Origin of the sequence: Nonomuraea sp. 10N515B (assembly GCF_052245915.1) — a bacterium.
In the GTDB taxonomy this organism is placed as follows: Bacteria; Actinomycetota; Actinomycetes; order Streptosporangiales; family Streptosporangiaceae; genus Nonomuraea.
In genome coordinates this window covers 1-13279 of the sequence record NZ_JBQQBQ010000122.1, presented here as the reverse complement: position 1 = coordinate 13279, position 13279 = coordinate 1, and the positions used below count along the sequence as shown (strand labels likewise).

At 65.2% G+C, this 13279-nt stretch carries 13 protein-coding genes, 1 pseudogene and 1 riboswitch; of the genes and pseudogenes, 8 read left to right on the top strand and 6 right to left on the bottom strand.

The window, feature by feature from the left end; translation table 11 throughout:
- Positions 1 to 154 precede the first annotated feature (154 nt).
- The gene (locus ACTWQA_RS57115) at positions 155 to 508 is read right to left on the bottom strand and encodes a hypothetical protein (protein ID WP_443167157.1); all 354 of its coding nucleotides are present in this window, start codon (positions 506 to 508) and stop codon (positions 155 to 157) included.
- Between the two features lie 378 nt (positions 509 to 886).
- Here ACTWQA_RS57115 and ACTWQA_RS57110 point away from each other — a divergent pair, with 378 nt between their 5' ends.
- On the top strand, positions 887 to 1243 hold the full coding sequence (locus tag ACTWQA_RS57110) for a hypothetical protein (RefSeq protein WP_443167156.1): 357 nt from the start codon (positions 887 to 889) through the stop codon (positions 1241 to 1243).
- 221 nt (positions 1244 to 1464) lie between these two features.
- A complete protein-coding gene (locus ACTWQA_RS57105; protein WP_443167155.1) occupies positions 1465 to 1977 on the top strand; it encodes a DUF6461 domain-containing protein in 513 nt (170 codons plus the stop codon).
- Between the two features lie 501 nt (positions 1978 to 2478).
- Here the strand turns inward: ACTWQA_RS57105 and ACTWQA_RS57100 are convergent.
- The 3 genes from ACTWQA_RS57100 to ACTWQA_RS57090 form a co-directional block, all read right to left on the bottom strand.
- Positions 2479 to 3042, bottom strand: coding sequence for a C40 family peptidase (locus tag ACTWQA_RS57100; protein ID WP_443167154.1), 564 nt, complete (start codon positions 3040 to 3042; stop codon positions 2479 to 2481).
- Positions 3043 to 3044: 2 nt separating this feature from the next.
- Positions 3045 to 3184, bottom strand: a riboswitch (cyclic di-AMP (ydaO/yuaA leader).
- A gap of 514 nt (positions 3185 to 3698) precedes the next feature.
- Entirely contained in the window at positions 3699 to 4580 is an 882-nt protein-coding gene (locus ACTWQA_RS57095) for a bile acid:sodium symporter family protein (RefSeq protein ID WP_443167153.1), read from the bottom strand.
- Positions 4581 to 5174: 594 nt separating this feature from the next.
- The gene (locus ACTWQA_RS57090; RefSeq protein WP_443167152.1) at positions 5175 to 5555 is read right to left on the bottom strand and encodes a hypothetical protein; all 381 of its coding nucleotides are present in this window, start codon (positions 5553 to 5555) and stop codon (positions 5175 to 5177) included.
- 598 nt (positions 5556 to 6153) lie between these two features.
- Between ACTWQA_RS57090 and ACTWQA_RS57085 the strand changes: the two genes are divergently transcribed.
- Positions 6154 to 6615: a GNAT family N-acetyltransferase gene (locus ACTWQA_RS57085; protein ID WP_443167151.1), complete on the top strand. Its 462-nt coding sequence runs from the start codon at positions 6154 to 6156 to the stop codon at positions 6613 to 6615.
- A 666-nt stretch (positions 6616 to 7281) separates the two neighbouring features.
- Here ACTWQA_RS57085 and ACTWQA_RS57080 read toward each other — a convergent pair.
- Positions 7282 to 7836 (bottom strand): ArsR/SmtB family transcription factor, encoded by a 555-nt coding sequence (locus ACTWQA_RS57080; protein WP_443167150.1) that lies wholly within the window; start codon positions 7834 to 7836, stop codon positions 7282 to 7284.
- A gap of 94 nt (positions 7837 to 7930) precedes the next feature.
- On the opposite strand from ACTWQA_RS57080, the gene ACTWQA_RS57075 reads away from it, so the two are divergent.
- A complete protein-coding gene (locus tag ACTWQA_RS57075; RefSeq protein WP_443167149.1) occupies positions 7931 to 9187 on the top strand; it encodes a hypothetical protein in 1257 nt (418 codons plus the stop codon).
- A 63-nt stretch (positions 9188 to 9250) separates the two neighbouring features.
- On the opposite strand, the gene ACTWQA_RS57070 is transcribed toward ACTWQA_RS57075, so the two are convergent.
- Complete coding sequence (locus ACTWQA_RS57070) at positions 9251 to 9775, bottom strand: DUF6461 domain-containing protein (RefSeq protein WP_443167148.1); 525 nt, start codon at positions 9773 to 9775, stop codon at positions 9251 to 9253.
- A gap of 762 nt (positions 9776 to 10537) precedes the next feature.
- Between ACTWQA_RS57070 and ACTWQA_RS57065 the strand changes: the two genes are divergently transcribed.
- The 4 genes and pseudogenes from ACTWQA_RS57065 (at position 10538) to ACTWQA_RS57050 (ending at position 12644) form a co-directional block, all read left to right on the top strand.
- Positions 10538 to 11383 carry an aminoglycoside adenylyltransferase domain-containing protein gene (locus ACTWQA_RS57065; protein WP_443167147.1) on the top strand — a complete coding sequence of 282 codons (846 nt, stop codon included), beginning with the start codon at positions 10538 to 10540 and terminating at the stop codon, positions 11381 to 11383.
- Between the two features lie 84 nt (positions 11384 to 11467).
- A pseudogene (locus tag ACTWQA_RS57060) lies at positions 11468 to 11647 on the top strand (tyrosine-type recombinase/integrase); the annotation flags it as partial.
- A 249-nt stretch (positions 11648 to 11896) separates the two neighbouring features.
- A complete protein-coding gene (locus tag ACTWQA_RS57055; protein ID WP_443167146.1) occupies positions 11897 to 12463 on the top strand; it encodes an ArsR/SmtB family transcription factor in 567 nt (188 codons plus the stop codon).
- 10 nt (positions 12464 to 12473) lie between these two features.
- Positions 12474 to 12644 (top strand): hypothetical protein, encoded by a 171-nt coding sequence (locus tag ACTWQA_RS57050; RefSeq protein WP_443167145.1) that lies wholly within the window; start codon positions 12474 to 12476, stop codon positions 12642 to 12644.
- The last annotated feature ends 635 nt before the right edge of the window (positions 12645 to 13279 follow it).

Below are 13279 nucleotides of genomic sequence, written 5' to 3'. Positions count from 1 at the left end.
CCCTGGTCCGCGCCGGGGCCACGTTCGTCAAGGGCAAGCTCGTCGAGCGGCCCGAGGAATCACCGACGATCGGGGGTAAGTCGAAAGCTGCTTAAGAAACTTGATCCACAGGTCTTGACGATTGCTCGTATGAGAGTGGAGCGGGTGACGGGTGTTAGGCGTCGGTTCCTGGTGAGCCTGCGGTCTTCCCCAAGAACAGAGCACCTAGCAGGGCCGTGAGCATGAAGCCGGTCACTGCGGGGACCGCCATGGAGAGGTAGAGCGCGAGCTTGTCGTCGGACACCCAGGGGTCAGAATCCGGCTGGATGAAGGCGACCGCCAGCATGGCGAAGGGTGCCACCAGCCCGACGGCCGGCCAGACAGGCAGGCGGGCCAGTAGCGCGGCGAGCATGCTGAGCGGGAAGGGCGCCAGCGCGAACGCCATTGCCAGCTTGAGCTCGGAATCCGAATCACGAGTCGGCCAGTGGAGGAGGAGCAGCAGTGAGAACGCCACCGCGGACCCTGCCAAGGCCGACCTCAATAGGAGACGCACAGAGTGATTGTTACGGATCGTGGGGGACAGGTCGATGGGGAGCTAAGCGGCCGGTGCCGACCAAACGATGCCGCTGGCGCCACGACGAGGTAGGGCCGACAACGGAAACGCCGCTTTGCTGCGGTGGCGTGTGGTGCTGACTAGCGTGCCGGGTATGCCATTGCAGGAGATTCCTCCGCCTGTGGGTCCCTACAATCCGGACGATCCGTTCTGGCAGAGAGTCCGGTCGGTGCTGGAACGGGGCGCGGATTGCCTCTGGGACTGGGCCGAGCGGTCAGTTCACTCGAGAGGAGTACGAACGGGCCTGTGCTGAGCTGGAGTTGATCCCGTTGAGTGGCATCTAGTGAGCCAGGCATGAGCTATGACCTCGCCGTCCTCGGCATGAGCGGACCCGTCGATGCGGAGACGGCCCGGCAGATGTTCGCTCGTTGTAGTTCCGCACACCATGTAGAAGGCGAACTTGATGAGCGGATAGTCGCCTTCTACCAGGAGTTGCGTGCACACTTCCCCGACTACCCGTCTTACCCGCGAGAGAGCCCTTGGATGTCGATGCCTCTGTCTGTTGGCATCGACCATGTGATCATGCACCTGAGCTCCTCGGAACGGAGTACTCCCGCGCTCCAAAAGATCATGGACTTGGCGGCACGGCATGGTCTGGTTGTCTACGATCCGCAGTCCGAAGAGGTGTTCGCCCTCGACAATGACGCGTAGGTTCAATCACCCTCGCCGACCACCTCGAACCTGCCTGACAATCCGTACGGGTATCTGTCGATGTAGATCTCCAGAGCACCTCCCGCACGACCCACACGTTACGGACCTGCATGTCGCTGAGCAGGGAGCCCGGTACCGCCTCTCAAGGTCGAGCCAACTTCTCGTCGGACTCGCATGCCATCATCTCCATGATCTGTCCCGAGAGAACAGGATCCCCACCCATGGGCAGCTACGACTGGCTCGATGACGACGCGTTCTGTGCAACCTTCGTCCGCGGTCTCACCCCGCGCGAGGCGCTGGCCCGCCTTGGCATTGACGTGTTCGACGGGGATGACGAGGAAGGCGATTTCGAGGAAGGGCTCATCTGCGCCCGGTCGGCCGAGGGCGGGACCATTCTGAGCGAGTCGAACGGCTTCGCCGGCACGCTGCCCGAGGTGCTGCGGCCCTTGTCAGCGGGGACGGTCACGGCGAGTGTCTTCGTCAACGTGAACAGGGTCGCGTCCTTCGACCATTACGCCGACGGTCGCAACATCCTAACCTTCGATCCGCTGTTCGGCGGCGACGAGGACGGCATCCCGGAGGACTACCTGGCCGACCGGATCGAGCTCGGGCTGGCCGGCGACAAGGCTGAGGGCGGGCTCGCCGCTGCGCTGCTGCTGGCCGAGCGCGTCACCGAGGTGCGGCCGAACACGTCAAGTGACGTGGTGGCCGCCCATGGCGTTCTGGAGTACTGAGGCACGTTGCTGTCGGTCCATCGCAAACGCAGCAGGCCGACGACGCAACCCAAACCGCATTAGCAGCTCGGGTCTCGGCCGTCCCGATCAGTTCAACCCACGGCCCGGCGGTCCAGGAAGAACGGGCTAGTACGGCGGTGAACAGCAACCCAAACTGCAACCTGCTACGAGGACAGGCAGGGTCGCTCACGCTCGGGACACTCTATGGAGACGTCGCTACAACTCCCGTACGTGGCCGGCGAACATCCGCATCCGCTGCTCCGACGTCGCGCTTCTCACCATCGGGGCGCGTCACCCCATCGGACGACAGATCACCCTGTACGAGCGCCCCCACAACCTGATGTCACTTCTCCGTGCTTCCATGGTCGTGAAAGCACGGAGAAAGTGCCGTGACGACCGTGCAGAAGTGGACCGGCCTTGCGGCCCGCTTCACGTTGAGTTCACACAAGGCTCAGTGGCCGGAACCTGCAGAACGGGAAGGCGCGGGGGCCACCGTCGTTGTCACATGGTGGCGGTGAACATCGAGGGCGCGGGGGTCTTGCGCTGCTCGATGGAGAGCCGTACCCCCTTAGGGTCTGGCCGTACGGCGCCCACGAACGACTGTCTGCGCCAGCCGGAGAGGCGTTCCTCCTTGACCACGTCTCCGGTGCGCGGCGCGTGCACCATGTAGCCGGGCCTCGAGATCATCCCCACGTGCCCAAGCCCGTGGAAGAAGACCAGGTCACCTGGCTTGAGCTCGTCCCAGGAGATCTTCCTGGAGAACGCGTTGTACTGTTGCGCCGCGGTGCGCGGCAACTCGATGCCAGCGTGCTTGTATGCCCTGAGCATGAGCCCGGAGCAGTCGTAGCCGTTGTCGCTGGTCCCGCCCCAGACGTACGGGATGCCGCGCTTCTTCATGGCGAAGGCGAGGGCGGTCTTCCAGGCGGGAGTGGGCTGGCGCTTCTGCTGGATGCGCTTGACCTGGGGGCCGGTCAGGGTGGTGTGGTCGTCGGTGGCGGCCTGGGCCGGAGCGGCCAGAGTGAGCCCGGCGATGGCTGCCGCCAGGCAGATGGCAATGCGAGACACTGCTGTCCTTCCATGCGGCCTACCGGGTTAGCTGACGGGCTCGGGCCTGGAAGTGGCCCTACGGCGATGCCGATTCGCCCCAGGGGGGAAGGTGGGTCCCCGGCTCCACGCAAACGCTGAGTGGATTAGGCGTGACGAACTCTAACGAAACGGTCAAAGAGTTGTAAACCATCTAAAATCGGGCGTGCGGGAAATGAGACAGCTGGACGCGGCGGCGCGGGCCAGGAAGCCGACGCCATCCGCGTGGCCAGGCAGCGCGCCCGCCTTCGGCAACCACCAGCTGTGGAAGGAGGAGTCCGAGCCGCTGCTGCACCGGCTCGCCACGGAGGTCCACGACGAAGGGGCAGCGGTGATGATCCAGCTGACCCACCTCGGCCATCGCACGAGCAACTACGCCCCTGTATGCCCGGCGCGCGGCGGAGGCCGACGGCTTCGGCGACCACGCCGGCCAGAGCGGCTGCGCCTGTTCCTCGAGGCCTACGGCCGGCGCGGCCGCTCCGAGAAGATCATCCGAGAAGCACGGAGGCGCCGACCAGATACGCAGATACGGCCAGGGTCCCGACGAGCTTTACGTCAGACTGCTCGAACGCGGCATCACCGACGACCTCGACCAGGCCCATTCAGGAGCTGGACGACTCCCCTGCGCCCAGCCCGACTCAGGCAGTGCTCGCTTCTGACGCGGCATCGGAGGAAGCGCGAGCTCGGACAAGGAAACCGGCGACGGCCGCGGTGAAGAACATCAGGACGCCGTACGTCGCGGCGGGCACCGCCATCTGGGTGTTGTTCAGCAGCGCCGGGCTGAGCGCGACGGTGATCGCGAGGGTCGCGTTGTGAATGCCGATCTCCATGCAGGACGCGATGGCCTGGCGGCGGCCCACTCCGGCCAGGCGGGGCGCCCAGTATCCGACGGCCAAGCTGATCACGCTGAACAGGACCGTGATGGCGCCCACGGAGCGGATGTAGCCTGCGATGTTGTCCAGCTCCTGCAACAACGCGCCGAGGATGACCAGGACCAGGATGACGGCAGAAGCGATCTTCACGGGGGATTCCATACGGTCCGCGAACCGAGGCCTGAACGAACGCATCGCCATGCCGACCGCCACGGGGACGAGCACCAGTGCGATCACCTGCACCGTCTTGTCGAGCTGGAGGCCCAGCGTGCCGGCATCGCCGAAGTAGCTCAGGGACAGGTTGGTCACCAGAGGCAGCGTCACGACGGCCAGCACCGAGTTGATCGCGGTGAGCGTCACGTTCAGCGCGACGTCGCCGCCGAACAGGTGGCTGTAGAGGTTAGCGGTCGTGCCGCCAGGCGAGGCGGCCAGGAGCATCATGCCGACGGCGAGTGCGGGTGGCAGGCCAAAAGCGAGGACGAGGCCGAGGCACACGGCGGGTAAGAGGACGACCTGGCAGGTCAGCGCCACGACGGCGGCCTTGGGGTACGCGGCCACACGTCGGAAGTCGGCGATCGTCAGGCTCAGGCCGAGCCCCAGCATGATGATCGCCAGAGCGAGGGGAAGCAATACGCTGGCAAGGGCCATGGACTGGAGTCCTTTCCGTGCCGGAAGAGCCCATGGCCACCGAGCGCGTGGCCTGCGGCGCCCTCCTTGATCGAAGCCGGATACAGACCCCACAATGTGGGATCACCGGGCCGATGTGAAGGGCCCAGCAGCTTTCCGGCCAGGCCGTCACACGCTGACGGAGGTCATGGAACCCGACCGGCGGAAGGATGGCTCACGCCTGCCGGGTCTAACACCGCGGCGCGCGAGCTGACCGCCGAGCTGTGCGGCCGGTACGCGGCCGACGTCGGCGCTTGATCGCGCGTGAGGGCGAGCCGACCGACCTCGTGTCGCTGTGGGTGCCGTTGGAAGTATCCGAAGGGACCGATCTGACCAGTGGCGAGGCGCTGAAACAAGGGTTGCGCGAACATCTCCAGTCACGCAAGGGCGTCCGTTTCGATCACATCCTGGAGCAGATCACCGCCCGCTGCCCACCTCGGACGAGGCCAAGCAACTGGCCATGCCTAAGAATGCTCCCCTCCTGGCCGTGTTCGCCGCGGTCCGCGAGGCCTCTGGGCGGCCGTTGGCCGTGGTGGAAGTACTTCTTCCTGCGGATCGTCACGAGCTAGACGACGCCTACCCGATCTCGTAGGGAACTACGACGAGCTGATCGCCATCTTCGTAGATCACCTTGCCGGGGTCGGCCACTTCGAGGCGCAGGCACTCCACCCCATGAGCAGCGAGGATCGCCAAATAGCCCGGCACCCTCTCCATGAGATGACGAGCTGACGGCTTGAACCAGGCCGCGGCTCCAGGGTTGAGCTGCCGATCGTAGACCGTGGGGTCCACGTCTGCGGGATTAGTGAAATTCGCTTCGTACCAGGCGTTGTTCTCGCGCCTGAACCGTTCCTCTTCCTCCGACAGTCGCCCTTGCATGGCCAGGCTGTTGACGAGGCCGAACACGCCGGGGTAAGTCCCTCTTCCGTTTGGCGTGGGGCTCTGGAACCTCACGTACATCGGCGCTCCTCTCACGATCATCTCGCCTGCCGCGTTCTACCAGCTTCCTTAGTTCGCGACCAACCCACTTAGGCACTTGACCTAGCAAGCTACGCAGAGTTACGTCCATTACTTGATAGGTCGAGTGGCCGACATCAAAGAAGACGAGAAGTTACGGCTCTGCAAGGCCCCATGTGCCAGCGGCCTGGGCGGCGCCACGGGCGAAGGCCATACCGGCGCGGCGGAGACGTCGGATACGGGCAGAGCGGCGTCGTGGCGAGGACGGGCCCTCTCGGGCGCCGGGGTGTCGGTGATGGTCATGCCCGCATCACATCCAACCCGCTGACCATGTCGAAGGCATGCCGGAAGAGTCCGGACCTGCGGGGCTACGCTTCCAGCGAGCGGGGATCCTGGCCGACCCGTCTCGGATCCGAATGATTGTCCTTTGCGCTGAGGAGGCCGTGCGTCGTGGCGGCGTTCCGGCCGGAAGGGTCGAGTTCTCAGGTCCTGGCGGAGCTGGCGCGGCTGTGGGACCAAGCGCGCGTCCGCCGTCCCGGTCAGGTGACGCAGAAGGAGCTCGCGAAGGCCTCGGGCGTGACCGTAGGGCAGGATGGGCGCCATGATGGAGATCAACTTCTTGACCGAATCCGACCGCGCCTCCTGGGAATTGCTGGCCCGTGGCAAAGACACCTACTTCGAGGTCGAGCGCAGCGACGACGACTACGAACGGACCTGGCGACGTCTGCTCGACGACGAGCAGATACGCGGGATCGCCGCCCGGCTGGACGGCAACATGGTTGGCATCGCGCATTACCTGTTCCACGCCAGTGTCTGGTATGCCGGGAGATGCTATCTGGCGGACTTGTTCGTGGACGCGGAAGTCCGGCGGCAAGGTATCGCGACGGCAGTGATCGAGTGGGTGGCGCAGGACGCCAAGGAGCATGGCTTCCCAGGCCTCTACTGGAACACGTTGGAAGACGCCCCGGCTCGCGCGCTGTACGACAAGGTGGGCAAGTTCCACAAGGGCCTCATCCACTACGCCTACCGGCGTGACGCGAACCAGACCTCCACCCAGCGCTGAGGGGCGACCAGGATAGGACGATCTCGACGGGACCGCCGGATCGCCCTGCGGGACTGGCAAGGGCAAGGTCGCCGTCCAGTTCCACACCGCCCGCTTCCGGCTCGTGCCTGCGCTCGCCAAGACGCTCACTGTGGCGACCCCGACCGTGCGCAAGCCGGGCACGCTCTGGATCGAACTGCCCTGCGCCGCTGCGGCCAGCACCGAACCGGCAGGGCACGTACGCATCGGGTACGCCCTCGCCTCCATCGTCCGGCAGTCCTTGGACACCCAGCTCGACGCGCTCCAGGCCGCCGACGTCACCCGCATCTTCTCCGAGAAGATCTCCACCCGCGCCACCACCCGGCCGAACTCGACAAGGCCGTCGCCCTGGCCCGCGAGCTCCGATCGGCAGGCGTCGCGGTCACCCTCGTGGTGCACGAGCACAAACGGCTCGGCCCCGGCCCCGACCGACCGCCCTGGCCGAGCAGCTGCGCGCCGCCGGCATCGCCCTGGAGTTCCTCACCGGCGAGCTGCGGGGCTCCCACGACCCCTCGGGCGTGGTGTGGACGTGCGCCGGTCCAGCCGAGGGACGGCCAGAAGCGGCCACCAGTCGATCATGCTCGCAATCTCGGAGCGGATCTGGACCCCGGGTATCTCCCGCGAACCAAGACGTCGGGGTGGAGGGGATCAGGAGCCGCGGGGGTCGGGGAAACCGATCCAGCGCAGCAGGACCATCCGGGCGTCAGCGGGTGCGGTGTCGCGATCGGTGCCGAAGCGGTGCACCAGTTTGAGGTACTCCTCGTGGAATTCCTTGAGCTGTGCCTTGGTCATGAAGGTGCTGGCGCGGGAGCCCTGCTGCCAGTCGGCAGACTCGTCCCGGTTGTGGGCGAAGGCCGACAGCAGCCGTAGATCCTCGGCCAGTTTGGAGTCGCCCAGTCGCTCGGCGAGGTCTTGTTCGACGTCGGTCAGTTCTTCGCGGGCGGGCATCCGCCGGTCGGCTTTGACGACGTCCCACCAGCGTTCCCGCCCTTTGGCGCGGTCGCGCAGCTCGGTCACGAAACCGGTGTCGGACAACATCCGCAGGTGGTAGCTCGTGGTCCCGGTGTTCTGGCCCATGGCTTTGGCCAGCGTAGTGGAGGTGGCCGGGCCGTGATTGGCGAGGTGGCGGAGGATCTCTCGCCGCAGTGGGCTGGCGAGCGCCTTCATCGCCGCCGGGGTGTGCATGACCGGTTCCGTTGACATGTGGCCAGCTTAGCCGTGCCGAGATAATTGTGCAGAAAGATTCATGCAGAGAAAAACTTGCAGAAAAAATTCTGTAAAACTAGGGTCGGCGACCATGAACTGGAAACGAATCGCCGGGATGTCCTTCGTCACCGCTCCACTGTTGGTCCTCGCCGGCTGGGCTTTGATGCGCCTGGGCGGTACCGGTGGCCAGGAACCCGGCTGGACCCTGGCCCACATCGCCTGGGTCCTCAACACCGTCATGTACGCGATCGTCTGCGTCGAGCTGTATCGACGCACCAAGGACACCACCTCGGGAGGGCGAATACTGGCCACCGGCTCGCTGATCGTCGGTGTCATCGGCGCGGGCTGCCTGCTCATCCAGATGGTGATCGATCTGGTGGTGGGCTTCTCCACCGACAACCGCACCGACATGCGGGCCCTGAGCGGCCAGATCCACGACCTGCCCGGGGTGCAGGTGGCCATCTACGACGTCGGGCCGGTGCTGCTGTTCCTGGCGCTGATCGTGCAGGCGATACACCTCGCGACGCAGGGCAGGGCCACCGCACTGTTCGCGATCCTGGTGACGGTGGCGGTTCTGGTCAACGGCGCCGAGCTGCTGGTGGAGATCCCGTTGCGGCTGGCCCAGGCCGGATCGGCGCTGATCCTGTGGCTGGCCTTCCTGCCGGTAGGACGTGAACTGTTGCGCCGCAGCCCATCCGGCTCGACCCAGGCGGCGACGACGACCTGGCAAACCCTCGCCGGGTGGTCACTCATCCTGGCACCGGTGGCGCAGATCGGCGGCTGGACCTTAATGAGGCTCGGCGGCAACGAAGGAGTCGAGCCATGGACGACGATCGCGCATTCGGTGTGGCTCATCGGCTTCGTGCTGCTGGCCGTCGCTTGCGTCGAACTTTATCGCCGAGTCCGAAGCCGCGGCGCCGGACAGCTCCTCGCCAGGGCGAGTCTGGCGGTGGCACTGATCAGCGTCGCCGCCTCGATCGCAGAGATGCTCGTCGACCTGTACGTCCTCTTCGCCACCGACAATCGCGCGCAGTTGAAGGCCCTGGACCAGCAGATCCGAAGCATCCCGGGAGCCGAGTCGATCCTGTATGGATTCGGCACCCAGCTTGTCTACCTTGGGCTCCTGGTCCTGATCATTCACCTGGCCGTCCTGAAGCGAATCAGAGCTACGACCCTGATACTCGTCCTGGCCACCCTGGCCCTGTTCATCAGCTATGAAGTGCTGGACGGACCCGGCCGCCAGGCCCTCATGCCGTTCGCGGTCCTGTGCATGTGGCTGGCCCTGGCGCCCCTGGGGTGGCGACTGCTGAAGCCGGCGGCCCAGGCCGCCGACGCGATCACGCCGTAGCGGTTCGCGGCCTGATGGTCCCGATCATGTACCGAAACCCGGCAGGTCGCTGGGTCGGAACCTTCAGTCGATTGACCCGACGATGGGCTCCGCCGCGTAGTGAGTCGGTGTCAGGGTGACCCCAGTGGCCCGTGTAGCCAGCGCAATGGCGAGCGCGGTGGAAGTCCGCGTGTCGACCTCTCCGTCCGGCGGCATGTCCAGCTCTCGCATATGGGCCAGCAGGCGGTCAGGATCGCTGCCGTTCCGATCGCCGGGGAAGAACGGCTCGAATTCCGTGACCACCACCCCGTCGACGGAGTAGACGAAGTGCTCGTCCATGGTGATGCCTGTAATGACCCTTGCCATCTCCGTACCCTGGGAGAGGGCCTCTGGGAGCGGCTGGCAATGGTAGTCAATCAGGACCGCTCCTCCGCCTCCCGCGTAGGCGGCAACGCCCACTTCTCGGGAGATGTCACCGGGAGTGGCGCCGATCCGGTGCAACGCTTCCCCAGGAGACAGGCCCTGCACGAACGTCACGCCGACCAGGTCGCTGTCCTTTTGATACTCGTCGATGAACCAGGCGTAATCCATCGGCGATGCACTGCCCACTGCTTATCCCCTTTCGCACGCGCCTAGATGACGATCCCTTTCGGGGGACAGGCTATGGGCAGCAGCCGTTACCTCGGTAGGGGGCAGCCGGGTGCGCCGCCCACTACTGAGTTGGCGCTCGTGCCTCTGATCACACGACCTGGTGCCACCGCTACTCGGTGAGCCGACGCTGAGGGACGAAGCAGCGGATCGTCGATCACCCCGACCACCTACGACGACAACCAGCGCCTGGCGACCGTAGAGCTGTATGAGTGCGGCGGTAGGGCGCTGGCGTCGGCGATGGTAGGTCGCCCAAGGCTCGAACCCGGAACCTGCGGATTAAAAGATCCGGTTCACGGCGTTCCAGATCGTTCAATGCAGGTCAACGCCTATGCGTGGTCCAGTCTGAACGGCTCTGAACGACCTTGTATTGCAACCCAAACTGCAACCCTGGCGGCTCGCGACGGCCACGAATGGGAACGGTCTGACCTACTGTTTACAAGGTCCCCAAACGATCTTCAAGGTCGTTGGGACGTGTTCGCCGACCAGGTGGTTGGAGACTGTAACGTCCGCAGCAGTCCGCCAACGTTCGTGATCGTCCAGTCCGGTGGCTCCCAGGGTAGCTCCCACTTGAGACCTCGTGATCCCCTTTGGTCGCTGACCGTACGGGCGCGCACATATATTGCACGGCGGGCCGCTGGCGCAGAACACCCAGGACGCGAACGCAGAACCTGTGGACTAAAGGGTTGATACGCCGGATGTCCGCGCCATAGGTTCCCTGGAGTGCTGAGCGATTTCCTTCATCCGGCCGACCGCGCCCAGTCGTGGGACGACTGCGACGCCGATGTCCGCGAATATGTGACCAGCACGCCCGCGGCCGTCGGCATCCCACTGGTCGGCGCCTATCTGCACGGTTCCCTGGCGATGGGCTGCTTTTACCGCGCCAAAAGCGACCTGGACCTGCTCCTGGTCGTCGAGGAGCCGCTCAACGACCGGCAACGGGAACACGCCTCCCTCGCCCTGGCCGCGCGAAGCGACCGGCGGCCGATCACTGGCGATCTCGAATTGTCCATCCTGACCCGCCGACAGGCACGAGCACACGAGCATCCGCGCCCCTACGAGGTGCACTATTCCGCCGCGTGGACGGAACGGATCCTGCTCGGCCAGATGGACTACGACGACCGGCATCAGGCCGATCCGGACCTGGCCGCGCACATCACCGTGACACGTAGCCGGGGCGTGACCCTGATCGGGGAGCCGCCGCAGGACGTCTTCGCGCCGGTGCCGGAGTCCGACTACAAGGCGGCCGTTCTCGAGGACCTGGCGTGGGCGCTCAAGGATGATCGCCTGCTGGAATCCCCCTATTACGGGGTGCTCAACGCGTGCCGCGTGATCGCGATGCTCGAAAGCCCCCCGGGAACCGTGCTGAGCAAGGAGGAGGGAGCCCTGTGGGCCCTGGAGGAACTGCCCGAACGCCATCGCCCGATCGTGGAACAGGCGCTCGCGTGCTATCGCAGCGCTCGACCGGTCTCACTTGAGGAACGGGAGACCGACGGCCACGCATGGCATGCCGACGCCCTGCGGGCATTCGCCGCCCACGCCCTCCAGCACGCGGACAGGGCGGAGTGAGGGCCACGCCGCCGCGTGGAAGCCCTCTCTTTCGTCTACGAGAAGTCGCGCGGTCATGCGTGCCTGGAGGCTTGAGCTTCCACGCGCCCGTATGACCTTCGACACGCGGCCGTCTCGCTCTGGCTCAACGCGGGCGTCTCGGCTCCCGAGGTGGCCGAGAGGGCGGGCCACAGCGTTGACGTCCTCCTGCGCGTCTATGCCAAGTGCATCGACGGCCAACAGGAGATCGCGAACCGCCGGATAGCCGACGCGTTGGCAGCCTGACGTTGCCTCTCGCACACACCGAGCCCCGGATGATCTACGGGCTCGCTTGCGTCTCAGGCGTACATCAGCCTGCGAAAAGCACGGCCTGAGCAGGGAAAATGCGCCCAAGATCATTGCGCGTATGTCCCGCGAGGCAGAGGCAGGCACGATCATCCCTTCACGCCGCCAGCCTTGACGCCACCCACGCGTGATTTCAAGATCCAGTAGACGCCTTGAGCATCTTCACCTGCTGGTCTTACCGTCGTGGCCATGCGACAGATCGATGACCCGGACGTGCTCAAGGTCTTGACCAGCCGGTTTCGGATGAAGCTCTTCAGCCTCCTCTTCCGGATCGGCCCGGCCACGGTAAGTGAGCTCGCGAGACGGATGAATGCCGACCCCGGCCAGGTGAGCTATCACCTGCGGCAAATGCAGAAACATGACTTGATCGAGGACGTGCCGGAGCTCGCCCGGGACAGCCGGGAACGCTGGGTGCGGTCAGCTATGGGCGGGTTGGCAGTGGTGGACCTTCAAACCCCGGAAGCCAGAGCCGTGGTGCAGGCGTGGACTTCACAGTGGGTGATCGACCAGTTCGAGCGGCTGCGCGACTTCGAACGCACTCACATGACGCTTCCCGAGGACTGGCAGAACGCGTCCTTCGGAAGCAGCCGCCACCTACGGCTCACCAAGGATGAGCTCGCGCAGCTCGCCGACCAGCTCAATGCCGTGTTGGAGCCGTGGCGCGAGCTGACCAAATCGCGTGTCGAATCGAGCGAGGCTCCGCCGGATACCCGCCCGATCTTCATGTTCTACCACGCATTCCCCGAAGAACCCTGAGGAGCCTTCCATGCATCACATGTATGAAGAGCTCGTCCGCGCGGACCTGGCTGAGCGGCGAGCCGAGGCCGCGCGGTTACGCATGATCCCGCCGCGCTCGCGTCGGCCTGTTCTTCTGCGCCTCCGCGGCCGGTTCGCGATCACCCTCCGCCGCCTCGCCGACCACCTCGAACCTGCCTGATAGTCCGTACGGGTATCTGTCGATGTAGATCTCCAGAGCACCTCCCGCACGACCCACACGTTACGGACCTGCATGTCGCTGAGCAGGGAGCCCGGTACCACCTCTCAAGGTCAACTTTCCGTCGGACTCGCATGCCATCATCTCCATGATCTGTCCCGCGAGAACAGGATCCCCACGCATGGGCAGCTACGACTGGCTCGATGACGACGCGTTCTGTGCAACCTTCGTCCGCGGTCTCACCCCGCACGAGGCGCTGGCCTGCAGGGTCGCTCCCGCTGGGGACCCTCCAGACGGCTGACCAACCCTCCTCTCCACGCACCACGACGAATAGCAATCCCCAAATCACGTCACCAAACGAGCCGAGGCATAGCCCGGCCGGGGGTATCACTCTAAGCGTGGAAACGATCACTCTGGGTAGATGATCGAAAGTAAAGATCAACCACACAACATTCGGGGGAATGTGATCATGTCTACCACACAGGGAACCGCCGCTCTGGCCACCACGCGCGGATCGGCTCAGGAGGGCAACCGTCGGCTCGGAGTGGCCGCCGCCTCTCATCATGGCGGGGAAAACCCCCCGTCCGAAGCGGCGGAGGTTCCGCTGCGGGAGTTGCTCGGCGATGAGGTACTGGACC

Excerpts from the sequence above, each read along its gene's own strand:
- ACTWQA_RS57050 (WP_443167145.1), top strand. The coding sequence starts at position 12,474 with ATGCATCACATGTATGAAGAGCTCGTCCGCGCGGACCTGGCTGAGCGG.
- ACTWQA_RS57110 (WP_443167156.1), top strand. The coding sequence starts at position 887 with ATGAGCTATGACCTCGCCGTCCTCGGCATGAGCGGACCCGTCGATGCG.
- ACTWQA_RS57075 (WP_443167149.1), top strand. The coding sequence starts at position 7,931 with ATGAACTGGAAACGAATCGCCGGGATGTCCTTCGTCACCGCTCCACTG.
- ACTWQA_RS57090 (WP_443167152.1), bottom strand. The coding sequence starts at position 5,555 with ATGTACGTGAGGTTCCAGAGCCCCACGCCAAACGGAAGAGGGACTTAC.
- ACTWQA_RS57080 (WP_443167150.1), bottom strand. The coding sequence starts at position 7,836 with ATGTCAACGGAACCGGTCATGCACACCCCGGCGGCGATGAAGGCGCTC.
- ACTWQA_RS57105 (WP_443167155.1), top strand. The coding sequence starts at position 1,465 with ATGGGCAGCTACGACTGGCTCGATGACGACGCGTTCTGTGCAACCTTC.
- ACTWQA_RS57085 (WP_443167151.1), top strand. The coding sequence starts at position 6,154 with ATGATGGAGATCAACTTCTTGACCGAATCCGACCGCGCCTCCTGGGAA.
- ACTWQA_RS57055 (WP_443167146.1), top strand. The coding sequence starts at position 11,897 with ATGCGACAGATCGATGACCCGGACGTGCTCAAGGTCTTGACCAGCCGG.
- ACTWQA_RS57095 (WP_443167153.1), bottom strand. The coding sequence starts at position 4,580 with ATGGCCCTTGCCAGCGTATTGCTTCCCCTCGCTCTGGCGATCATCATG.